General features: G+C 75.0%; 12 protein-coding genes. 7 read left to right on the top strand and 5 right to left on the bottom strand.

All coding sequences use genetic code 11. The annotated features are described in order from the left end of the window. The first annotated feature begins 9 nt into the window (after positions 1 to 9). The 4 genes from V6U88_RS05370 to V6U88_RS05385 all read left to right on the top strand — a co-directional run bounded on the left by V6U88_RS05370 (position 10) and on the right by V6U88_RS05385 (position 3,758). Positions 10 to 780, top strand: a complete 771-nt coding sequence (locus V6U88_RS05370) for a methyltransferase domain-containing protein (RefSeq protein ID WP_334450367.1) — start codon at positions 10 to 12, stop codon at positions 778 to 780. Further along, a complete protein-coding gene (locus V6U88_RS05375) occupies positions 777 to 1,943 on the top strand; it encodes an alkaline phosphatase family protein (protein ID WP_334450368.1) in 1,167 nt (388 codons plus the stop codon). The genes V6U88_RS05370 and V6U88_RS05375 overlap by 4 nt, the downstream gene beginning before the upstream one ends. Before the next feature lie 38 nt (positions 1,944 to 1,981). Further along, a complete protein-coding gene (locus tag V6U88_RS05380) occupies positions 1,982 to 3,244 on the top strand; it encodes a DNA polymerase IV (RefSeq protein ID WP_334450370.1) in 1,263 nt (420 codons plus the stop codon). Between the two features lie 115 nt (positions 3,245 to 3,359). Continuing rightward, positions 3,360 to 3,758 (top strand): DUF3040 domain-containing protein, encoded by a 399-nt coding sequence (locus V6U88_RS05385; protein ID WP_088961106.1) that lies wholly within the window; start codon positions 3,360 to 3,362, stop codon positions 3,756 to 3,758. Positions 3,759 to 4,021: 263 nt separating this feature from the next. Here V6U88_RS05385 and V6U88_RS05390 read toward each other — a convergent pair whose 3' ends face one another. Genes V6U88_RS05390 through V6U88_RS05400 form a run of 3 tightly spaced genes read right to left on the bottom strand, consistent with a single transcriptional unit; the run spans position 4,022 to position 8,880 of the window. Next, positions 4,022 to 6,508 (bottom strand): transglutaminase TgpA family protein, encoded by a 2,487-nt coding sequence (locus V6U88_RS05390; RefSeq protein WP_334450374.1) that lies wholly within the window; start codon positions 6,506 to 6,508, stop codon positions 4,022 to 4,024. Between the two features lie 16 nt (positions 6,509 to 6,524). Beyond that, positions 6,525 to 7,823, bottom strand: coding sequence for a DUF58 domain-containing protein (locus V6U88_RS05395; protein WP_334450376.1), 1,299 nt, complete (start codon positions 7,821 to 7,823; stop codon positions 6,525 to 6,527). A gap of 1 nt (position 7,824) precedes the next feature. Continuing rightward, positions 7,825 to 8,880, bottom strand: a complete 1,056-nt coding sequence (locus V6U88_RS05400; protein ID WP_334450378.1) for an AAA family ATPase — start codon at positions 8,878 to 8,880, stop codon at positions 7,825 to 7,827. A 591-nt stretch (positions 8,881 to 9,471) separates the two neighbouring features. Between V6U88_RS05400 and leuS the strand changes: the two genes are divergently transcribed. Further along, the gene (gene leuS / locus V6U88_RS05405; RefSeq protein ID WP_334450380.1) at positions 9,472 to 12,312 is read left to right on the top strand and encodes a leucine--tRNA ligase; all 2,841 of its coding nucleotides are present in this window, start codon (positions 9,472 to 9,474) and stop codon (positions 12,310 to 12,312) included. A gap of 97 nt (positions 12,313 to 12,409) precedes the next feature. On the opposite strand, the gene V6U88_RS05410 is transcribed toward leuS, so the two are convergent. Together V6U88_RS05410 and V6U88_RS05415 are read right to left on the bottom strand one after the other, a co-directional pair. After that, entirely contained in the window at positions 12,410 to 13,252 is an 843-nt protein-coding gene (locus tag V6U88_RS05410) for an ABC transporter permease (protein ID WP_334450382.1), read from the bottom strand. Beyond that, positions 13,249 to 14,160 carry an ABC transporter ATP-binding protein gene (locus V6U88_RS05415; RefSeq protein ID WP_334450384.1) on the bottom strand — a complete coding sequence of 304 codons (912 nt, stop codon included), beginning with the start codon at positions 14,158 to 14,160 and terminating at the stop codon, positions 13,249 to 13,251. The genes V6U88_RS05410 and V6U88_RS05415 overlap by 4 nt, the downstream gene beginning before the upstream one ends. A gap of 131 nt (positions 14,161 to 14,291) precedes the next feature. Between V6U88_RS05415 and V6U88_RS05420 the strand changes: the two genes are divergently transcribed. Together V6U88_RS05420 and V6U88_RS05425 are read left to right on the top strand one after the other, a co-directional pair. Continuing rightward, the gene (locus V6U88_RS05420) at positions 14,292 to 15,473 is read left to right on the top strand and encodes a sensor histidine kinase (RefSeq protein ID WP_334450386.1); all 1,182 of its coding nucleotides are present in this window, start codon (positions 14,292 to 14,294) and stop codon (positions 15,471 to 15,473) included. Next, complete coding sequence (locus tag V6U88_RS05425) at positions 15,470 to 16,126, top strand: response regulator transcription factor (protein WP_334450388.1); 657 nt, start codon at positions 15,470 to 15,472, stop codon at positions 16,124 to 16,126. The genes V6U88_RS05420 and V6U88_RS05425 overlap by 4 nt, the downstream gene beginning before the upstream one ends. Positions 16,127 to 16,335 lie beyond the last annotated feature (209 nt).

The following is a 16,335-nucleotide window of genomic DNA, read 5'->3' on the forward strand; positions in this document are numbered from 1 at the left end:
GTGGCGTGGGTGACTAGGCTCGACCGGGTGGAGCAGACCACCCGAGGCCGGTTCACCGGGCCGCCGCTGACCCCCCGTACCGCTGTCATCTGGTCGGTCCTCGCCGCCGAGCTGGACCGACGCGCCGGCGACGAACTGACCGTGCTGGACGTCGGCGGCGGGACCGGCGGCTTCGCCGTTCCGCTCGCCCAGGCCGGGCACCGGGTCACCGTGGTCGACGCCAGTCCCGACGCGCTCGCCGCGCTGACCCGCCGGGCCGCCGAGGCCGGGGTCGCCGCCCGGGTACGCGCCGTGCAGGGCGACGGCGACGCACTGGCCGGGCTGGTCGAGCCGGCCAGCGCCGACCTGGTGCTCTGCCACTCCGTGCTGGAGGTGGTCGACGACCCGACGCCGGTGGTCGACGCGCTGGCCGCCGCGCTGCGGCCCGGGGGTGCGGCGAGCGTGCTGGTCGCCGGCCGCGCCGCCGCCGTGCTGGCCCGGGCGATGAACGGCCACCTGGACGTCGCCGCCGCGCTCGCCGCCGCCCCGGACGGCTCCGCCGGGCCGCGGGACACCCTGCGCCGGCGCTTCGACGCCGAGGGCGCCGCCGCGCTGCTGCGCGCCGCCGGGCTCACCGTCGAGGAGATCCACGGGGTACGCGTCCTCGCCGACCTGCTTCCCGCCGCCGTGGCCGACGGCCAGGCGACCGCCCTGGTCGAGCTGGAACGGGCCCTCGCCGCCCGGTCGCCGTACCGGGACCTCGCCGCCCAGCTGCACCTGTTCGCCCGCCGGCCGGCATGACCTCCCCGGCCCCGCCCGGTCCGCTGGACGTGGTGGCGCCCCGCTACGGCGGCGGCAGCCTCGCCGACGTGGTGCCCAGCGCGCTGGCGGTGCTCGGCGTGCCCGGCGCGGTCGACCTGCTCGGCCTCACCCCCCGGCTGGCCGGGGTACGCCGGATCGCCGTGCTCCTGGTCGACGGGCTCGGCTGGTACCAGATCCCGACCGCCGCGCCGTACGCGCCGATCCTGGCCGGGCTCACCGCCACCGTCGGCCGGCCGCTGACCTCGGGTTTCCCCTCCACCACCCCGACCAGCCTGGTGAGCCTGGGCGCGGGCGTCGCGCCCGGGCCGCACGGGGTGCTCGGCTTCACCGTCCGGGTGCCCGGCACCGACCGGGTGCTCAACCACATCGAGTGGACCGGCGACCCGGAGCCGCTGACCTGGCAGCCGGTCCGCACCCAGTGGGAGCGGGCCCGGGCGGCCGGCGTCGCGGTGACCGTGGTGAGCCGTCCCGAGTTCGCCGGCAGCGGGCTGACCCTGGCCGCCAACCGGGGCGGCGACTACCGGGGCGCCGCCGGGGTGGACGCCCTGGCCGCGACGATGCTCGCCGCGCTCGCCGCCGGTCCCGGGCCGACCCTGGTCTCCGGCTACCACCCCGACCTGGACCGGCACGGCCACCTCACCGGCGTCGACTCCGCACCCTGGCGGGTCGCCGCCGCCGAGGTGGACGCGCTGCTCGCCCGGCTCGTCGACGGCCTGCCGCCGGACGCCGCGCTGCTGGTCACCGCCGACCACGGGCAGCTCGACGTGCCCGCCGCGCACCGCTTCGACCTGGACACCGACCCCCGGCTGCGGGCCGGGGTGCGGGTCGTCGCCGGCGAGCCGCGGGTGCGGTACCTGCACGTCGAGCCGGGCGCGGTGGACGACGTGGTGGCCGCCTGGTCGGCGGTGCTCGGCCCGGCCGCCCGGGTCGAGACCCGGGCGGAGGCGGTGGCCGCCGGGCGGTTCGGCCCGGTGCCGCCGGAGCACCTGCGGCGCGTCGGCGACGTCGTGGTGACCTGCCACGGCACGTACGCCGTGCTGGCCAGCCGCTCCGAGCCGCCCATGGTGTCCCGGCTGGTGGCGTACCACGGGGCGGACACGGCGGCGGAGCTGACCATCCCGCTGCTGGTGGTGCGGGGCTGACCGGCCGGGCTGTCGTACCGGCGGGCTAACCTGCGGGAATGGGTCGGAGCCAGTCGTTGCCGCGCGGTGGTGGTGACCCGCGTTTCGGTCCCGACGCCGACGACTCCGGCAGCCCGATCCTGCACGTCGACATGGACGCCTTCTTCGCCTCGGTGGAGGTGCGCCGCCGCCCCGAGCTGCGCGGCCGCCCGGTGGTGGTCGGCGGGGTCGGGCCGCGCGGCGTGGTCAGCTCCGCCAGCTACGAGGCCCGGCGGTACGGCGTCCGCAGCGCCATGCCCACCATGCGCGCCCGCGCGCTCTGCCCGCACGCGGTCTACCTCCCGCCCGACTTCGGGCAGTACACGGCCGCCTCCCGGGCGGTCATGCAGATCTTCCGGGACGTCACCCCGCTGGTCGAGCCGCTCTCGCTGGACGAGGCGTTCCTCGACGTGGCCGGCGCCCGGCGGCTGTTCGGTCCGCCGGCCGAGATCGCTCGCCGGATCCGCGCGCGGGTGGCCGCCGAGCAGGGGCTGACCTGCTCCGTCGGGGTGGCGCCGACCAAGTTCGTGGCCAAGCTCGGCTCCACCCGGGCCAAGCCGGACGGCCTGCTCGTGGTGCCGGCCGACCGGGTGCTGGAGTTTCTGCACCCGCTGCCGGTCGGCGCGCTCTGGGGGGTGGGGGAGCGCTCCGCCGAGACGCTGCGCCGGCTGGGGCTGACCACCATCGGCGACCTCGCCGAGGCGCCGTACGGGATGCTCCGCAAGGCCGTCGGCGAGGCGTCCGCCACCCACCTGCACGAGCTGGCGTGGGGGCGCGACCCCCGGTCGGTCAGCCCCGAGCACGTGGAGAAGTCGATCGGCGCCGAGACGACCTTCGACGCCGACGTCGCCGACCCGCTGGAGATCCGCCGTACCCTGCTCGCCCTCAGTGAGAAGGTCGGCACCCGGCTGCGCCGGGCGGGGCAGGTCGGGCGGACCGTCTCGCTCAAGGTGCGGCTGACCGACTTCCGCACGGTCAACCGGTCCCGCACCCTCGGCGTGCCCACCGACGTGGCCCGGGAGATCTTCGACACCGCCTGGGGGCTCTACACCGTTCTCGACCCGGGAGAGCGGGTCCGGCTCGTCGGCGTACGGGTGGAGGGGTTGGCCGGGGCGACGGAGACGCCGCGGCAGTTGACTCTCGGCGCGCCCGAGCGCGGCTGGCGGGAGGCGGAAGCTGCCGCCGACGCCGCTGCTGCCCGTTTCGGGCGGTCCGTCATAGGTCCGGCCAGTCTGCTCGGCCGGCGTGATCCCCGTCGAGGCGAAAATCCGACCCGGCCGTAGGTCGTCCCGCTTTCCGACGCGCGAGACCCCTCGTAGACTTGACGGCAAGCAGCCGGTTGGCTGCTACGGTCTGTCGGCCCGACCGGGCCGACCAACGTGACCGGGGAGGAGTGCCGTGCCGCTCTCGGAGCACGAGCAGCGGCTGTTCGAGCAGATCGAGCGGTCGCTTGCCGAGGACCCCAAATTCGCCTCGGCCGTGCGCGCCAGCGACCCGCGTTTCCACGCGCGGCGTCGCCTGCTCGTCGCTGCCGGTGTGGTCGTCGTCGGCCTGGCCCTGTTGGTCTACGGCGCGGTGATCAAGACTCCGCCGCTGGCAGTGGCGGGCTTCGTCGTCATGCTGGCCGCCCTGGGCTACGCGGTGCAGTCGCATCGCCGGTCGCAGTCACCCGACCTGCACGTGGTGGGTGGCACGACGAGTCGCCGTCGTCCGCGCGGGCGCGCGGGGGGTCGACGGCCGTCGCTGCTGGACCGCATGGAGGACCGGTGGCGGCAGCGCCCGGAGGGACATCGCTGAACGCCCACCGCCGTTGAGGCGGGTGGGCGTCGCCACGACGGTGGGCGCCGGACGCGCTCCGGTCACCTCCGTCGTACCTGCACGTCCGGCCCCCGGTCGAAGGCCGATCCGACGTGTTGCCGACCCACGCCCGATGCGGTCCCGATCGTCCTCGGTGTGAGCCAGAAAAGGTGTCGGGGCCTGGTGGCCCGTCTCCGCGATCAGGCAGCGGATCTGACAATGGCTCCGCCCGGGCACCGACGGTGCCCGGGCGGAGCCGTGGGTCAGGCGCGGCGGGCGGAGCGGTTGGCCAGCAGCCGGCGCGGGCTCCAGCGCAGCAGCCGGGCGCGGGTCCGCCCGCCACCGGCCACCAACCGGGAGGACGAGTCCGCCACGGCCAGCCGCCAGCGCAGCAGCACCGACGGCGGCAGCACCGCCGCGAGGAACCGGGTGCGCCGGTCCGACCGGGCGGCGAGGGTGCCCCGGACCGCCTTCAACGCCGGGTGCAACGGCTCCCCGGTGAGCGGATCGCGGGCGTAGCGGGCCCGCTCCTCCGCCCGGCCGAGCAGCCGTACCGCCGACGCGGCGGCGCTGTCGTCGCCGACGGCCTCGCGGGCCAGCCGCTCGGCGGTCGCCCGGGGCGTCTCCGTGCGGTCCACGCGTACCCGGTAGTCGACCAGCGTGTCGAGCAGTTCGTCCCAGGCCGCGTGGGCGTCCGCGCGGGCCCGGTCGTGGTCGGCGCCGAGCACGACCATGCCGGGCGCCCCGGCGCCCGCCCCGTCCGGCCCGGCGGCGGCGCCCGCCGCGGTGACCGCCGGCGCCGGCCGGCCGTGGCGGCGACGCCGCAGCGCCATCCGCCGCAGCGCCGGCACGCAGAGCAGAGCGACCAGCGCCAGCAGCGCGCCCGCCGTCCACCAGGGCCAGCTCGGCGCGCGCCGGGTCGGCCCGCCACCGGCGGCGTCGAAGCCGGCGTCGATCTCCCGGTCGGCGGCGTCCTCCCGCTCCGGCCCGGCCGTGGCGGCGGGGTCGTCGGGGGAGGTGCCGGGGGCGGTGGTCTCCGAGGGCTCCGGATCCGGGGCGTCGCTGTCCGGGGCCCAGGCCGAGCGGTTCGCGCCCTGCACCGCGTACGCCGGGGTCGCGTCGAACGGAACCCAGCCCATCTGGTCGAAGTAGACCTCCGTCCAGGCGTGCAGGTTGCGGTTGGTCAGCACGTACGTGTCGCTGCCGGCGCCGGTGCCGTTGGTGAAGCCGAACGCCACCCGGGCCGGGATGCCGGCGGAGCGCACCAGCCAGGCCATCGCCGCCGCGTACTGCTGGCAGTAGCCGACCTTGTTGGTGAGGAAGTCGACGATCTCCTCGCCGCTGGTGCCGCCCTTGGTGCTCAGCGAGTAGCTGAAGCCGTTGTCCCGGGAGAAGTAGTCGTAGATCGCCCGGACCTTGTCGTAGTCGCTCCGCTTCCCCTCGACCAGCCGGGACACCAGCAGGTCGACCTGCTGCACCGCCGGCCGCCGGGTCTGCTGCACGGCGATCGGGTGCTCAGCCGGCAGGGAGCGGGCCTTGCGCAGCGCCGCCGGGGAGAAGGTCGAGCGGACGTACTCGAACGAGTAGCGCTTGCCCCGGGAGTTGTCCCGGTTGGAGAAGACCACCCCGAGGTTCGCGTCGTAGAGCCAGTTGCCGTTGAGCCCGTCGGTGCTGACCGGGTCGGAGTAGACCGGCACCAGGGGCATCTCCAGGTTGCGGGTGACCTCCACCGTGGCCCGGTACCGCTGCTGCTCGGCGCCCTGGCGGGCCGGTGGGGCGGGCAGGTCCCGGTCGACCCGCCGGCCGTTGGGCGGGCGCACCCGGAAGCCGTCCGGCCGCAGCTCGTCGGCGACGCCGAAGCGCAGGTAGAACGGGCTCGGCTCGGTGGTGGTCACCTTGACCATCTCGGCCACCTCGCTCTGGTTGAGCTGGCCGCTGAGCGCCGCGAAGAGGTCGATCCGGCCGGGGCTGGCGCCCTGCCCGGGCCGCCCGTTGCCGGTGCCCTCGCCGGTGGAGTTGACCTGGTCCAGCAGCCCACCGGTCATGCCGGGCACGGCCAGCGGAAGGGCCACGGCCAGCGCCACGCCCACCACCGCCAGCCGCCGACCGGCCGCCGCCAGCGGGGACGACTCCCAGACGTCGACGTCGCGGCCCTCGCCGGTGAACCGGCGGCCGAACCGGCGTACCCGGTCGACGTTGTCGGTGACCAGCAGCCACAGGTAGCCGCAGGCGCCGACCACGAACGGCAGGGCGGGCACGCTGTCGACGTAGACCGCCACCGGCACCGAGTAGATCGCCAGCATCGGCAGGCCGGCCAGGGCCGGGCGGCGCAGCCCCACCGCCAGCACGTCCACCATGATCGCCACCGAGCCCACCCCGAGCACGGTGATGAAGAGCAGCGGCGTGGTGTCCGGCACCTCGACGCCGTACGAGCGCATGTCCTGCAACGAGCCCTGCAGCAGCTCGCCGAAGTGGGCCAGGGTGGCCGGGGTGGGCAGGAACGCGACCAGTTCGGTGCCGCCGGGGAAGAGCCAGGTCAGGGCGAGCAGCAGGCCGGCCAGCATGCCGAGCACCTGCCCCCACAGGGGAGTCCGGACCAGCCGGGTCAGCGCGGCCACCCCGGCGACCACGGCCACCGCGATGGCGGACTCGATCAGCCAGGTCCAGCGTTCGAAGATCGACGACAGCGGCGCCGCGGCGAGCAGGGTCGCCGCGGCGGCCACGAAGCCGAGGTTGCGGGAGGCGATCACGACCTCACCCTTTCCGTCATCGGACGCCGCCGGCGACCGTCTCGGCGAGCGCCGCGCGCAGCGCGAAGCCCTGCGAGCCGCGGGCGGCCTGCGGCCAGAGCGCCGGCAGCCGGCCACCGTGGTCCACCCCGATCACCCGCCAGCCGCCCTGGAGCAGGGCGAGCGCCGCGGCGCCGTGCGCCCGCTCCGACTCGGCGCGGGCCTTCTCCGGCAGGTTGAGCCAGGTGGAGCTGTCCAGCAGGAAACCGACGCAGGTCGCACCGTTGGCGCGCAGCCCGGCCAGCAGCTCCGCCTCGGCGGTGCTCACCGACCCGAGCAGGGCGATGATCAGGCCGCCGTCGGCGCGCTGGCGGACCCGCTGCACCAGGGTGGCGAGCTCGCCGCGCTGGTCGAGGCGGACGTCCGCCAGGTGGTCCAGGAGCAGGCCCTCGCCGGCGCCCTCGGTGGCGTCCACGTCGGCGCCGGAGCCGGTGACCAGCCGCAGCTTGTAGCCGGACTGGCGCAGGTGCACCGCGATGCTCGCGGCGGCGGAGACCGCCCACTCGAAGCTGGCGGTCGGGCCGTCGCCGCGGTGGCCGAACGCCCGGGTGTCCAGCACGACGGTGGCGCGGCTCTCCCAGGGCTGCTCCTCGCGGCGCACCATCAGCTCGCCGGTGCGGGCGGTCGACTTCCAGTGCACCCGCCGCAGGTCGTCGCCGACCCGGTACTCCCGGGTGGCGGCGTCGTCCTCGCCGTGCACCGCGACCGACCGGGCCCGGCTGTCGCCACTGCCGGCGTACTCACCGGGGAGGCGGACCGTCGGCAGCGGGGTGACCTGCGGGATCACCGTCAGATGGTCGGTGCTGGGGAAGGCCCGGGTCAGCTCGCAGAGCCCGAACGGGTCGGTCAGCCGGACCACCAGCGGGCCCACCTCGTACCGGCCGCGCACGTCGGCGCGGACCGTGTACGCCACCGAGCTGGCCTGGTGCGCGCCGAGCCGCTCCAGCACCACCCGGGGCCGGCTGCCCAGCGCGTACGGCAGCCGGTCCTCCAGCAGCAGGGTGCCGGTGGGCAGGCGCGACATGTTCTGCAGCCGCAGCACCACCCGGGAGCTGGCCCCGACCGGCACCCGGTGCGGCTCCAGCGACCGGTTGCAGGCCAGCTTGTAGCGGCTGCGCCCGACGTAGAGGGCGGCCAGCAGGGGCAGGACGGCGAGCAGCACCGCCACCCGGAGCAGGTCCTTCTCGCCGAGGATGGCGGCGGAGACCGCCGCCGCGATCGCGGCCGCCAGGAACGAGCGGCCGCGGGTGGTCAGGCCGCGCAGCCCGTCGCGCACGTCACGGCCTCCGCGGCTCGTACGGCCCGCGGCCGTTGCCCGCGGCGGGCCGCGGCGTGTCGTACGGGGTGCGCTTGCGCTCCTGCGGCAGGGCCAGTCGGTGCACCAGCTCGGAGACGATGGCGTCGGTGGTGCGCCGGGCCAGCTGGGCGTCGGCGGTCGGAATGATGCGGTGCGCCAGCACCGGCACCGCCAGCGCCTGCAGGTCGTCGGGGAGCACGTAGTCGCGGCCCTCCAGCGCGGCGACCGCGCGGGCGGTGCGCAGCAGCTGCAGGGTGGCCCGGGGGGAGGCGCCGAGGCGCAGGTCGGGGGCCTCGCGGGTGGCGGTGACCAGGTCCACCGCGTACTGCTTGACCGCGTCCGCGACGTGCACCTGGCGGACCGTGGCGATCAGCCGGCGGACGGTGGCGGCGTCGGAGACCGGGCGCAGCTCCTGGAGCGGGTCGGTGGCGCCGTGACCGTCCAGCATGGCCAGCTCGGCGCCCGGGTCCGGGTAGCCCATGGCGATCCGGGCGGTGAACCGGTCGCGCTGCGCCTCCGGCAGGGGGTACGTCCCCTCCATCTCGATCGGGTTCTGGGTGGCGATCACCATGAACGGCGTCTGGAGCTGGTAGGTGACGCCGTCGACGGTGACCTGCCGCTCCTCCATGCACTCCAGCAGCGCCGACTGGGTCTTCGGCGAGGCCCGGTTGATCTCGTCGCCGACCACCAGGTTGGCGAAGACCGCGCCGGGGCGGAACTCGAAGTCGTGCGTCTCCTGGTTGTAGACGCTGACCCCGGTGACGTCGCTGGGCAGCAGGTCGGGGGTGAACTGGATGCGGCGGACCGAGCAGTCGATGGACCGGGCCAGCGCCTTGGCCAGCTTCGTCTTGCCCACCCCGGGCACGTCCTCGATCAGCAGGTGTCCCTCGGCGAGCAGGACGGCCAGGGCGAGGCGCACGGTCGCCGTCTTGCCTTCGATGACCTGCTCGATGTTGGCCACGATGGCTTCGCTGGCGGCGCGGAACTCGTCGTGCGGCAGCAGGCCGCCCACCTCGTCCCAGGTCTGTTGTGTCACGGGCCTCCTCCTCGTCGCCGGAACGGCAGCTCTGTTCAGAGCACCTGGACCCGCCGTTGGGTTCGCGACGCCGAGCCACGTCTGCCGCAGAAATCTCACTGGCCTCTCAGGCTAACCATGTTTCTCGCTGTCGCCGACCCCCGCAGGTAGACGGTCGGTTACGCCCCGAATATTCGCCAGGACGGGGGACCCGGCGGTCGCTGTCGGTGCCGGACATGATCACGATGGGCACCGGCGGCGCGGCCTCCGCCGCGTGGCGCCGGCCGGTCCGTCCCACCTCGTGGTGGCGGGCCACGTGCGTGACCACCGGGCGGGGTACACTGCCGATCATGGCCGGAGTCTTCCTGCTTCTTACCGGGCCGTGCTGATGCGCTGACGCGCGACAGCACGGCGGCCCCTCCTGCGCGAGGGGCTTTTTTGTGCCCTCCGCCGGCCGGCGCAGTGCCGGCGCGGGGCCCGGCCCGTCCGCTCCGGCGGGCCGCACCGGGAGGGATCCACTCCCCATACCCGACCCATGACCACGCCGAGCGAGGTCAGCACCCAGCCCGGCCGTGGCGCGGCCGGCGGCGACGAGCGAAGCGAGGAGACGCCATGAGTGAGGCAGCCGCACCGGCGGGCGACATTCCCCCGTACCGGTACACCGCAGCCCTGGCCGACGAGATCGAGCACCGTTGGCAGGAGATCTGGGCGCGCGAGGGCACCTTCCACGCCCCGAACCCGACCGGCCCGCTGGCCGACCCGGACCACCCCCGGGCCGGCGCGGAGAAGCTGTACGTGCTGGACATGTTCCCGTACCCGTCGGGTGCCGGCCTGCACGTCGGCCACCCGCTGGGCTACATCGGCACCGACTGCTTCGCCCGCTACCAGCGGATGGCCGGGCGCAACGTGCTGCACGCGATGGGCTTCGACGCGTTCGGCCTGCCCGCCGAGCAGTACGCGGTGCAGACCGGCACCCACCCCAGGACCACTACCGAGCAGAACATCGAGCGGTACAAGGAGCAGCTGCGCCGGCTGGGGCTGGCCCACGACGAGCGCCGCTCGGTGGCGACCATCGACACCGACTTCTACCGCTGGACGCAGTGGATCTTCCTGCAGGTCTTCAACTCCTGGTACGACCCGGAGATCCGCAAGGCCCGGCCGATCGCCGAACTGATCGCCGAGTTCGAGGGCGGCAACCGCCCCACCCCCGACGGGCGGCCCTGGGCCGAGCTGAGCGTGGCCGAGCGGCGGGCGATCGTCGACGACCACCGGCTGGCGTACGTCTCGCAGGCCCCGGTGAACTGGTGCCCGGGGCTGGGCACCGTGCTGGCCAACGAGGAGGTCACCGCCGACGGCCGCTCCGAGCGGGGCAACTTCCCGGTCTTCAAGCGCAACCTGAAGCAGTGGATGATGCGGATCACCGCGTACGGCGACCGGCTGCTGGACGACCTGGACACCCTGGACTGGCCCGAGCCGATCAAGCTGATGCAGCGCAACTGGATCGGCCGCTCCCAGGGCGCCCACATCGACTTCCCCACCGAGCGGGAGCCGATCCGGGTGTTCACGACCCGCCCGGACACCGTCTTCGGCGCCACCTACATGGTGCTGGCGCCGGAGCACGAGCTGGTCGACGCGCTGGTGCCGGCCGCCTGGCCGGAGGGGACCAGGGACGCCTGGACCGGCGGGCACGCCAACCCGCGCGCGGCGGTGGAGGCGTACCGCAAGGCGGCGGCGGCCAAGACTGACGTCGAGCGGCAGGCCGAGACCAAGGAGAAGACCGGCGTCTTCGTCGGGGCGTACGCCGTCAACCCGGTCACCGGCGGGCAGATCCCGATCTTCATCGCGGACTACGTGCTGGCCGGCTACGGCACCGGCGCGATCATGGCGGTACCCGCCCAGGACGAGCGGGACTGGGCGTTCGCCGAGGTCTTCGAGCTGCCGATCGTGCGCACCGTGCAGCCGTCGGAGGGCTTCGACGGCAAGGCGTACACCGGGGACGGCCCGGCGATCAACAGCGCTGCGCCCGACCGCGGCCTGGACCTGAACGGCCTGGGGGTCGCCGACGCCAAGGCGGCGATCATCGCCTGGCTGGAGGCGAACGGGCACGGCGCCGGCGCGGTCACCTACCGGCTGCGCGACTGGCTGTTCTCCCGGCAGCGCTACTGGGGTGAGCCGTTCCCGATCGTGTACGACGAGACCGGGGCGGCGATCGCGCTGCCGGAGGAGATGCTGCCGGTCGAGCTGCCCGAGGTGGAGGACTTCTCGCCGCGCACCTTCGACCCGGAGGACGCCGACAGCAACCCGGAGACCCCGCTGTCGCGCCGGCGCGACTGGGTCGAGGTGGAGCTGGACCTGGGTGACGGGCCGAAGCGCTACACCCGCGAGACCAACGTGATGCCGCAGTGGGCCGGCTCCTGCTGGTACGAGCTGCGCTACCTGGACCCGACCAACTCCGAGCGCTTCGTCGACGCGGAGAACGAGCGGTACTGGATGGGCCCGCGCGGCGAGGGCGACTGCGGTGGCACCGACCTGTACGTCGGCGGCGCCGAGCACGCCGTGCTGCACCTGCTGTACGCCCGCTTCTGGCACAAGGTGCTGTACGACCTGGGCCACGTCTCGTCGTTCGAGCCGTTCCGCAAGCTGTTCAACCAGGGCTACATCCAGGCGTACGCGTACACCGACGCCCGGGGCGCCTACGTGCCGGCCGAGGACGTGACCGAGCGCGACGGCGGCTTCTACCTGGGCGACACCGAGGTCAACCGCGAGTACGGCAAGATGGGCAAGTCCCTGAAGAACGTCGTCACCCCTGACGAGATGTGCGCCGCGTACGGCGCGGACACGTTCCGGGTGTACGAGATGTCGATGGGCCCGCTGGAGGTGTCCCGTCCGTGGGAGACCCGGGCGGTCGTCGGGTCGTACCGGTTCCTGCAGCGGGTCTGGCGGGCGGTCGTCGACGAGCAGACCGGCGCGCTGCGGGTCACCGACGCCCCGGCCGACGAGGCGACCCGGCGGCTGCTGCACAAGGTGGTCGACGGGGTCCGTGGCGACATGGAGGCGATCCGGTTCAACACCGCCATCGCCAAGCTGATCGAGCTGACCAACGGGCTGACCCGGCTGGCCCAGACCCCGCGCGAGGTGGCCGAGCCGCTGGTGCTGATGCTGGCGCCGTTCGCCCCGCACGTGGCCGAGGAGCTGTGGCGGCGGATGGGGCACGACACCTCGCTGACGTACGCGGACTTCCCGACCGCCGACCCGGCGCTGCTGGTCGCCGAGACGGTGACGTACCCGGTGCAGATCAACGGCAAGGTCCGCGGCCGGGTCGAGGTCCCCGCCGACGCGTCCGAGGAGACCGTCCGCGCGGCGGCCCTGGACGCGGTCGCGTCGTCGCTGGCCGGCAAGGAACCCCGCAAGGTCATCGTCGTGAAGGGCCGCATGGTCTCCGTCGTCGCCTGACCTTCGGGCCGCGAGCTCGCGGTTTTACGGGGAAAGAGTGGCTGTTCCGCGCGGAACAGCCACTCTTTCTCTGCACGTAAGCGGATCTTGGGCCGGGTCAGGGGTCGCGGTGGTGGAGGGCGATCAGGGTGGCCAGGGTGGCGGTCAGGGACCAGCCGGCGAAGACGGTCCAGGAGGTGGGGATCGTGGCCACCCAGCCGTCGTAGTTCGGGAACGGGACGATCTCCACCAGCCGTTCCCAGGCGGGGACCGGCAGCGCGTGGTTGACGGCGGCGGTCCACCGGTGGCGCGTGTCGAACGCCAGCGGCAGCAGGAGCAGCACCGCCGTGGTGGTGACGATCGCCGGGGCGGTGTGCCGGACGAGGGCGCCGATGCCCAGCCCGGCCAGCGCGCAGACCGGCACCAGCAGCGCCGACGCGACCACCGCGCGCAGCGCGCCGGGATCCGCGATCGACGCGCCGGCGTGCCGGTCGGCGAGGATCGCCTGGGAGAGCCAGAACGCGCCGCCCGAGGCCAGCGCACCGACGGCCGTCATCACCGCCGCGAGCACCACCACCTTCGCGGCGGCCACCGACCGCCGCGCGGGTACGGCCGCGAAGGTGGTGCGGATCTGCCCGCTGGCGTACTCGCTGGCGATCATCACGGCGCCGACGCTGCCGGCGGCGAGCACCACGAACAGCCACCCCTCCTCCGGGAAGGCGTCGCCGACGGGTGCGAAGAAGGCGCGCCGCTCGGCGGAGTAGTCCGGCCAGTTCCGGTGGTCGGCGAGGGCGGCCCGGGCGCTGAACAGCAGCGCGGAGACCGTGATCACCGCCAGCGAGCCGTACGTCGACCGCAGCGACCACAGCTTGATCCACTCGGCGGCGAGCAGGTCGCGGAACCGGGCCGGCGGTGCGGCGGTGCGGTGGGCGGTGCGGGCGGGGCGGGTGGCGGTGCTCATCGGCGGCCTCCTGCGGGGTAGTCGACGCGGTCGGCGGTCAGGTCCATGAACGCCTCCTCCAGGGAGACGGTGTGCGGGGCCAGTTCGTGCAGCGGGATCCCGCCCGCGCAGGCCAGGTCGCCGATCCGGGCGGCGGCCAGGCCCCCGACGACCAGCGACCCGTCCGCCCCGGCGCGGACGGCGCCGCCCTCGGCGCGCAGCACCGTGGTCAGCGCCGCCGGGTCCGGTGTCCGGACGGTGACGCCGGCCGGGCCGACGCGGGCGGCGAACCCCGCCAGGCTCTCGTCGGCGATCAGCTCACCCCGGCCGATGACCACCAGGTGGTCGGCGGTCTGCTCCATCTCGCTCATCAGGTGGCTGGAGACGAGCACCGTGCGGCCCTCGGCGGCCAACCGGCGGAACAGCGCCCGCACCCAGCGCACCCCCTCCGGGTCCAAGCCGTTGAAGGGCTCGTCGAAGAGCAGCACCGGCGGGTCGCCGAGCAGCGCGGCGGCGATGCCGAGCCGCTGCCGCATGCCGAGGGAGAAGGCGCCGATCCGCCGCCGGGCGACGTCGGCCAGCCCCACCTCCCGCAGTACCGCCACCGCCCGGGCGCGGGGGATGCCGTTGCTGCGGGCCAGCGCGGACAGGTGCGCCAGCGCGCTGCGCCCGCCGTGCGCGTCACCGGCGTCCAGCAGCGCGCCGACGTGCCGCAGCCCGCGCGGGCGGTCGGCGAAGGGCGTCCCGTCCACGGTGACCGTGCCGCTGGTGGGCCGGTGCAGGCCGAGGACCAGCCGCAGGGTGGTGGACTTGCCTGCGCCGTTGGGCCCGAGGAACCCGGTCACGTGCCCGGGCCGGACGGTGAGGGTGAGCCGGTCGACGGCCGTCGTGCGGCCGTACCGTTTCGTCAGGTCACGTAGCTCGATCATGCGGTTCACGCTGCCGCGCGGCGGGCGGCCGGTCGTCGTGCCGAGGGACACATCCGCGGTCCGGCACGCGCCCCGGGGCGTACGCCCGTGGGCCGATGTCCGGGCGGCGTGCGGGTGGCTACGGTGTCCGGGTGTACGCCATCCCGCTCCGGCCGCGCGCCGCCTCCGCCGTGCGGGCGATCCTCGCCTGGGCGGGGGTGGCCACCCTGCCGGTGCTCTGGCTCTACGCCCCGGCGGTCGGGTACAGCAGCGAGGGCCTGGGGTTCGGCGAGCTGTGGATCCCCGTGCGGTACGCGGTGCCGGCGCTGGTGGTGGCCCTGCCCGCGGTGCTGCTGCGGCGCCGGCCGCTGATCGCCCTCGGCCTCATGCTGGCCGGGGCGGCCCTAGCCAGCGGCACCGTGCACGGTGGGGACGAGGGCTACCTCGACGACGTCTTCCGGCTGCAGTTCCTCGCCGTCGACGCCGCGCTCGGCGTGGTCGCCGCGACCCGGCCGCGCCGGGTGTCGCTGCCCGCCGCCGCGGTGGTGCTCCTGGTTCAGGTCGGCGCCGGCTTCCTCAACCTGGGCTCCGACCCGGTCGCCCGGGCCACCCTCTCGGTGCTGGCGGTGGTGGCCGCCTGGACCGTCGGTGACTCGATCCGGACCCGACGCCGGCACGCCGAGGCGCTGCGGTCGCACGCCGCCGCCGAGGCGGTCACCGCCGAGCGGCTGCGCATCGCCCGCGAGCTGCACGACATGGTGGCGCACAGCATCGGCGTCATCGCCATCCAGGCCGGCGTCGGGGCCCGGGTCATCGACACCCAACCGGCGCAGGCGCGCGCGGCGCTCGCCACCATCGAGGCGACCAGCCGGGACACCCTGGCCGGCCTGCGGCGTACCCTCGGCGCGCTGCGCCGGCCGGACGCGGAGCCGGCGTCGCTGGACCCGACGCCCGGGCTGGACGACCTCGACCGGCTGGTCGCCGCCGCCGGGGACGCGGGCGTCCAGGTGGACCTGCGGCGGCGTGGCCGGCCGGTCGAGGTGCCGGCCGACCTCGGCCTCGCCGCCTTCCGGATCGTGCAGGAGGCGCTCACCAACGTGGTCCGGCACGCGGGCACCGACCGGTGCCGGGTGACCGTGGAGCACGGCCCCGGCGAGGTGATGGTGGACGTCGTGGACGACGGCCGGGGCGGGCCGGTCGCCGGCGACGGGCACGGCATCGTCGGCATGCGGGAACGGGTCGCCCTGCTCGGCGGGCGGTTCCGCGCCGGGCCGCGCCCCGAGGGTGGCTTCCGGGTGACTGCCCGGTTGCCGGTGCCGGAGGCGGACCGGTGACCGTCCGGGTGGTGCTCGCCGACGACCAGCCGCTGGTCCGCGCCGGCCTGCGGGTGCTGATCGCCGACGCCCCCGACATCGACGTCGTGGGCGAGGCGGGGACCGGTGCCGAGGCAGTCCGGCTGGCCCGTGAGGTCGCGCCGGACGTGGTGCTGATGGACCTGCGGATGCCCGGGACGGACGGTATCGAGGCCACCCGGGCGATCACCGCGGCCGGCGGCCCGAGCCGGGTGCTGGTCCTCACCACCTTCGACGACGACAACCACGTGCACGCCGCGCTGCGGGCCGGCGCCAGCGGGTTCCTGGTCAAGGACATGGCACTGGACGACATCCTCAACGCCGTCCGGGTGGTCGCCGCCGGGGACGCGCTGATCGCCCCCGGGGTCACCCGCCGGCTGATCGCCCAGTTCGCCCGGCGGCCCGGGCCGGTGCCCCGCCCGCGCGCGCTGCCCGGCGTCACCGAACGGGAGCGGGAGGTCCTCACCCTGGTCGCGCGGGGCATGTCGAACGCCGAGATCGCCGCCCACCTGTTCATCAGTGTGGCCACCGCCAAGGCGCACGTCGCCCGGCTCTTCACCAAGCTCGGCGCCCGCGACCGGGTCCACCTGGTCATCGCCGCCTACGAGGCGCGGCTGGTCCACCCGTCGGAATGACCCACCGCCCAGCAGCGGTCAGGCGCGGCCGCGCCGGCCATCGGTCACTTTGGCGGCGAGCACCGGCAGCGGGGATCGCCACCCGGAACGCCGGGACACTGAGCGTGACCTCCGTGGTGGCGCACGCCGGAACGAGCGCGATGACTGTGAGGCATAAATATGCCTCACAGTCATGTCGCTCGTCGGCCATGTTCACTGCAGGCTGCGAC

This window comes from Micromonospora sp. CPCC 205739, assembly GCF_036906795.1.
GTDB lineage: Bacteria > Actinomycetota > Actinomycetes > Mycobacteriales > Micromonosporaceae > Micromonospora.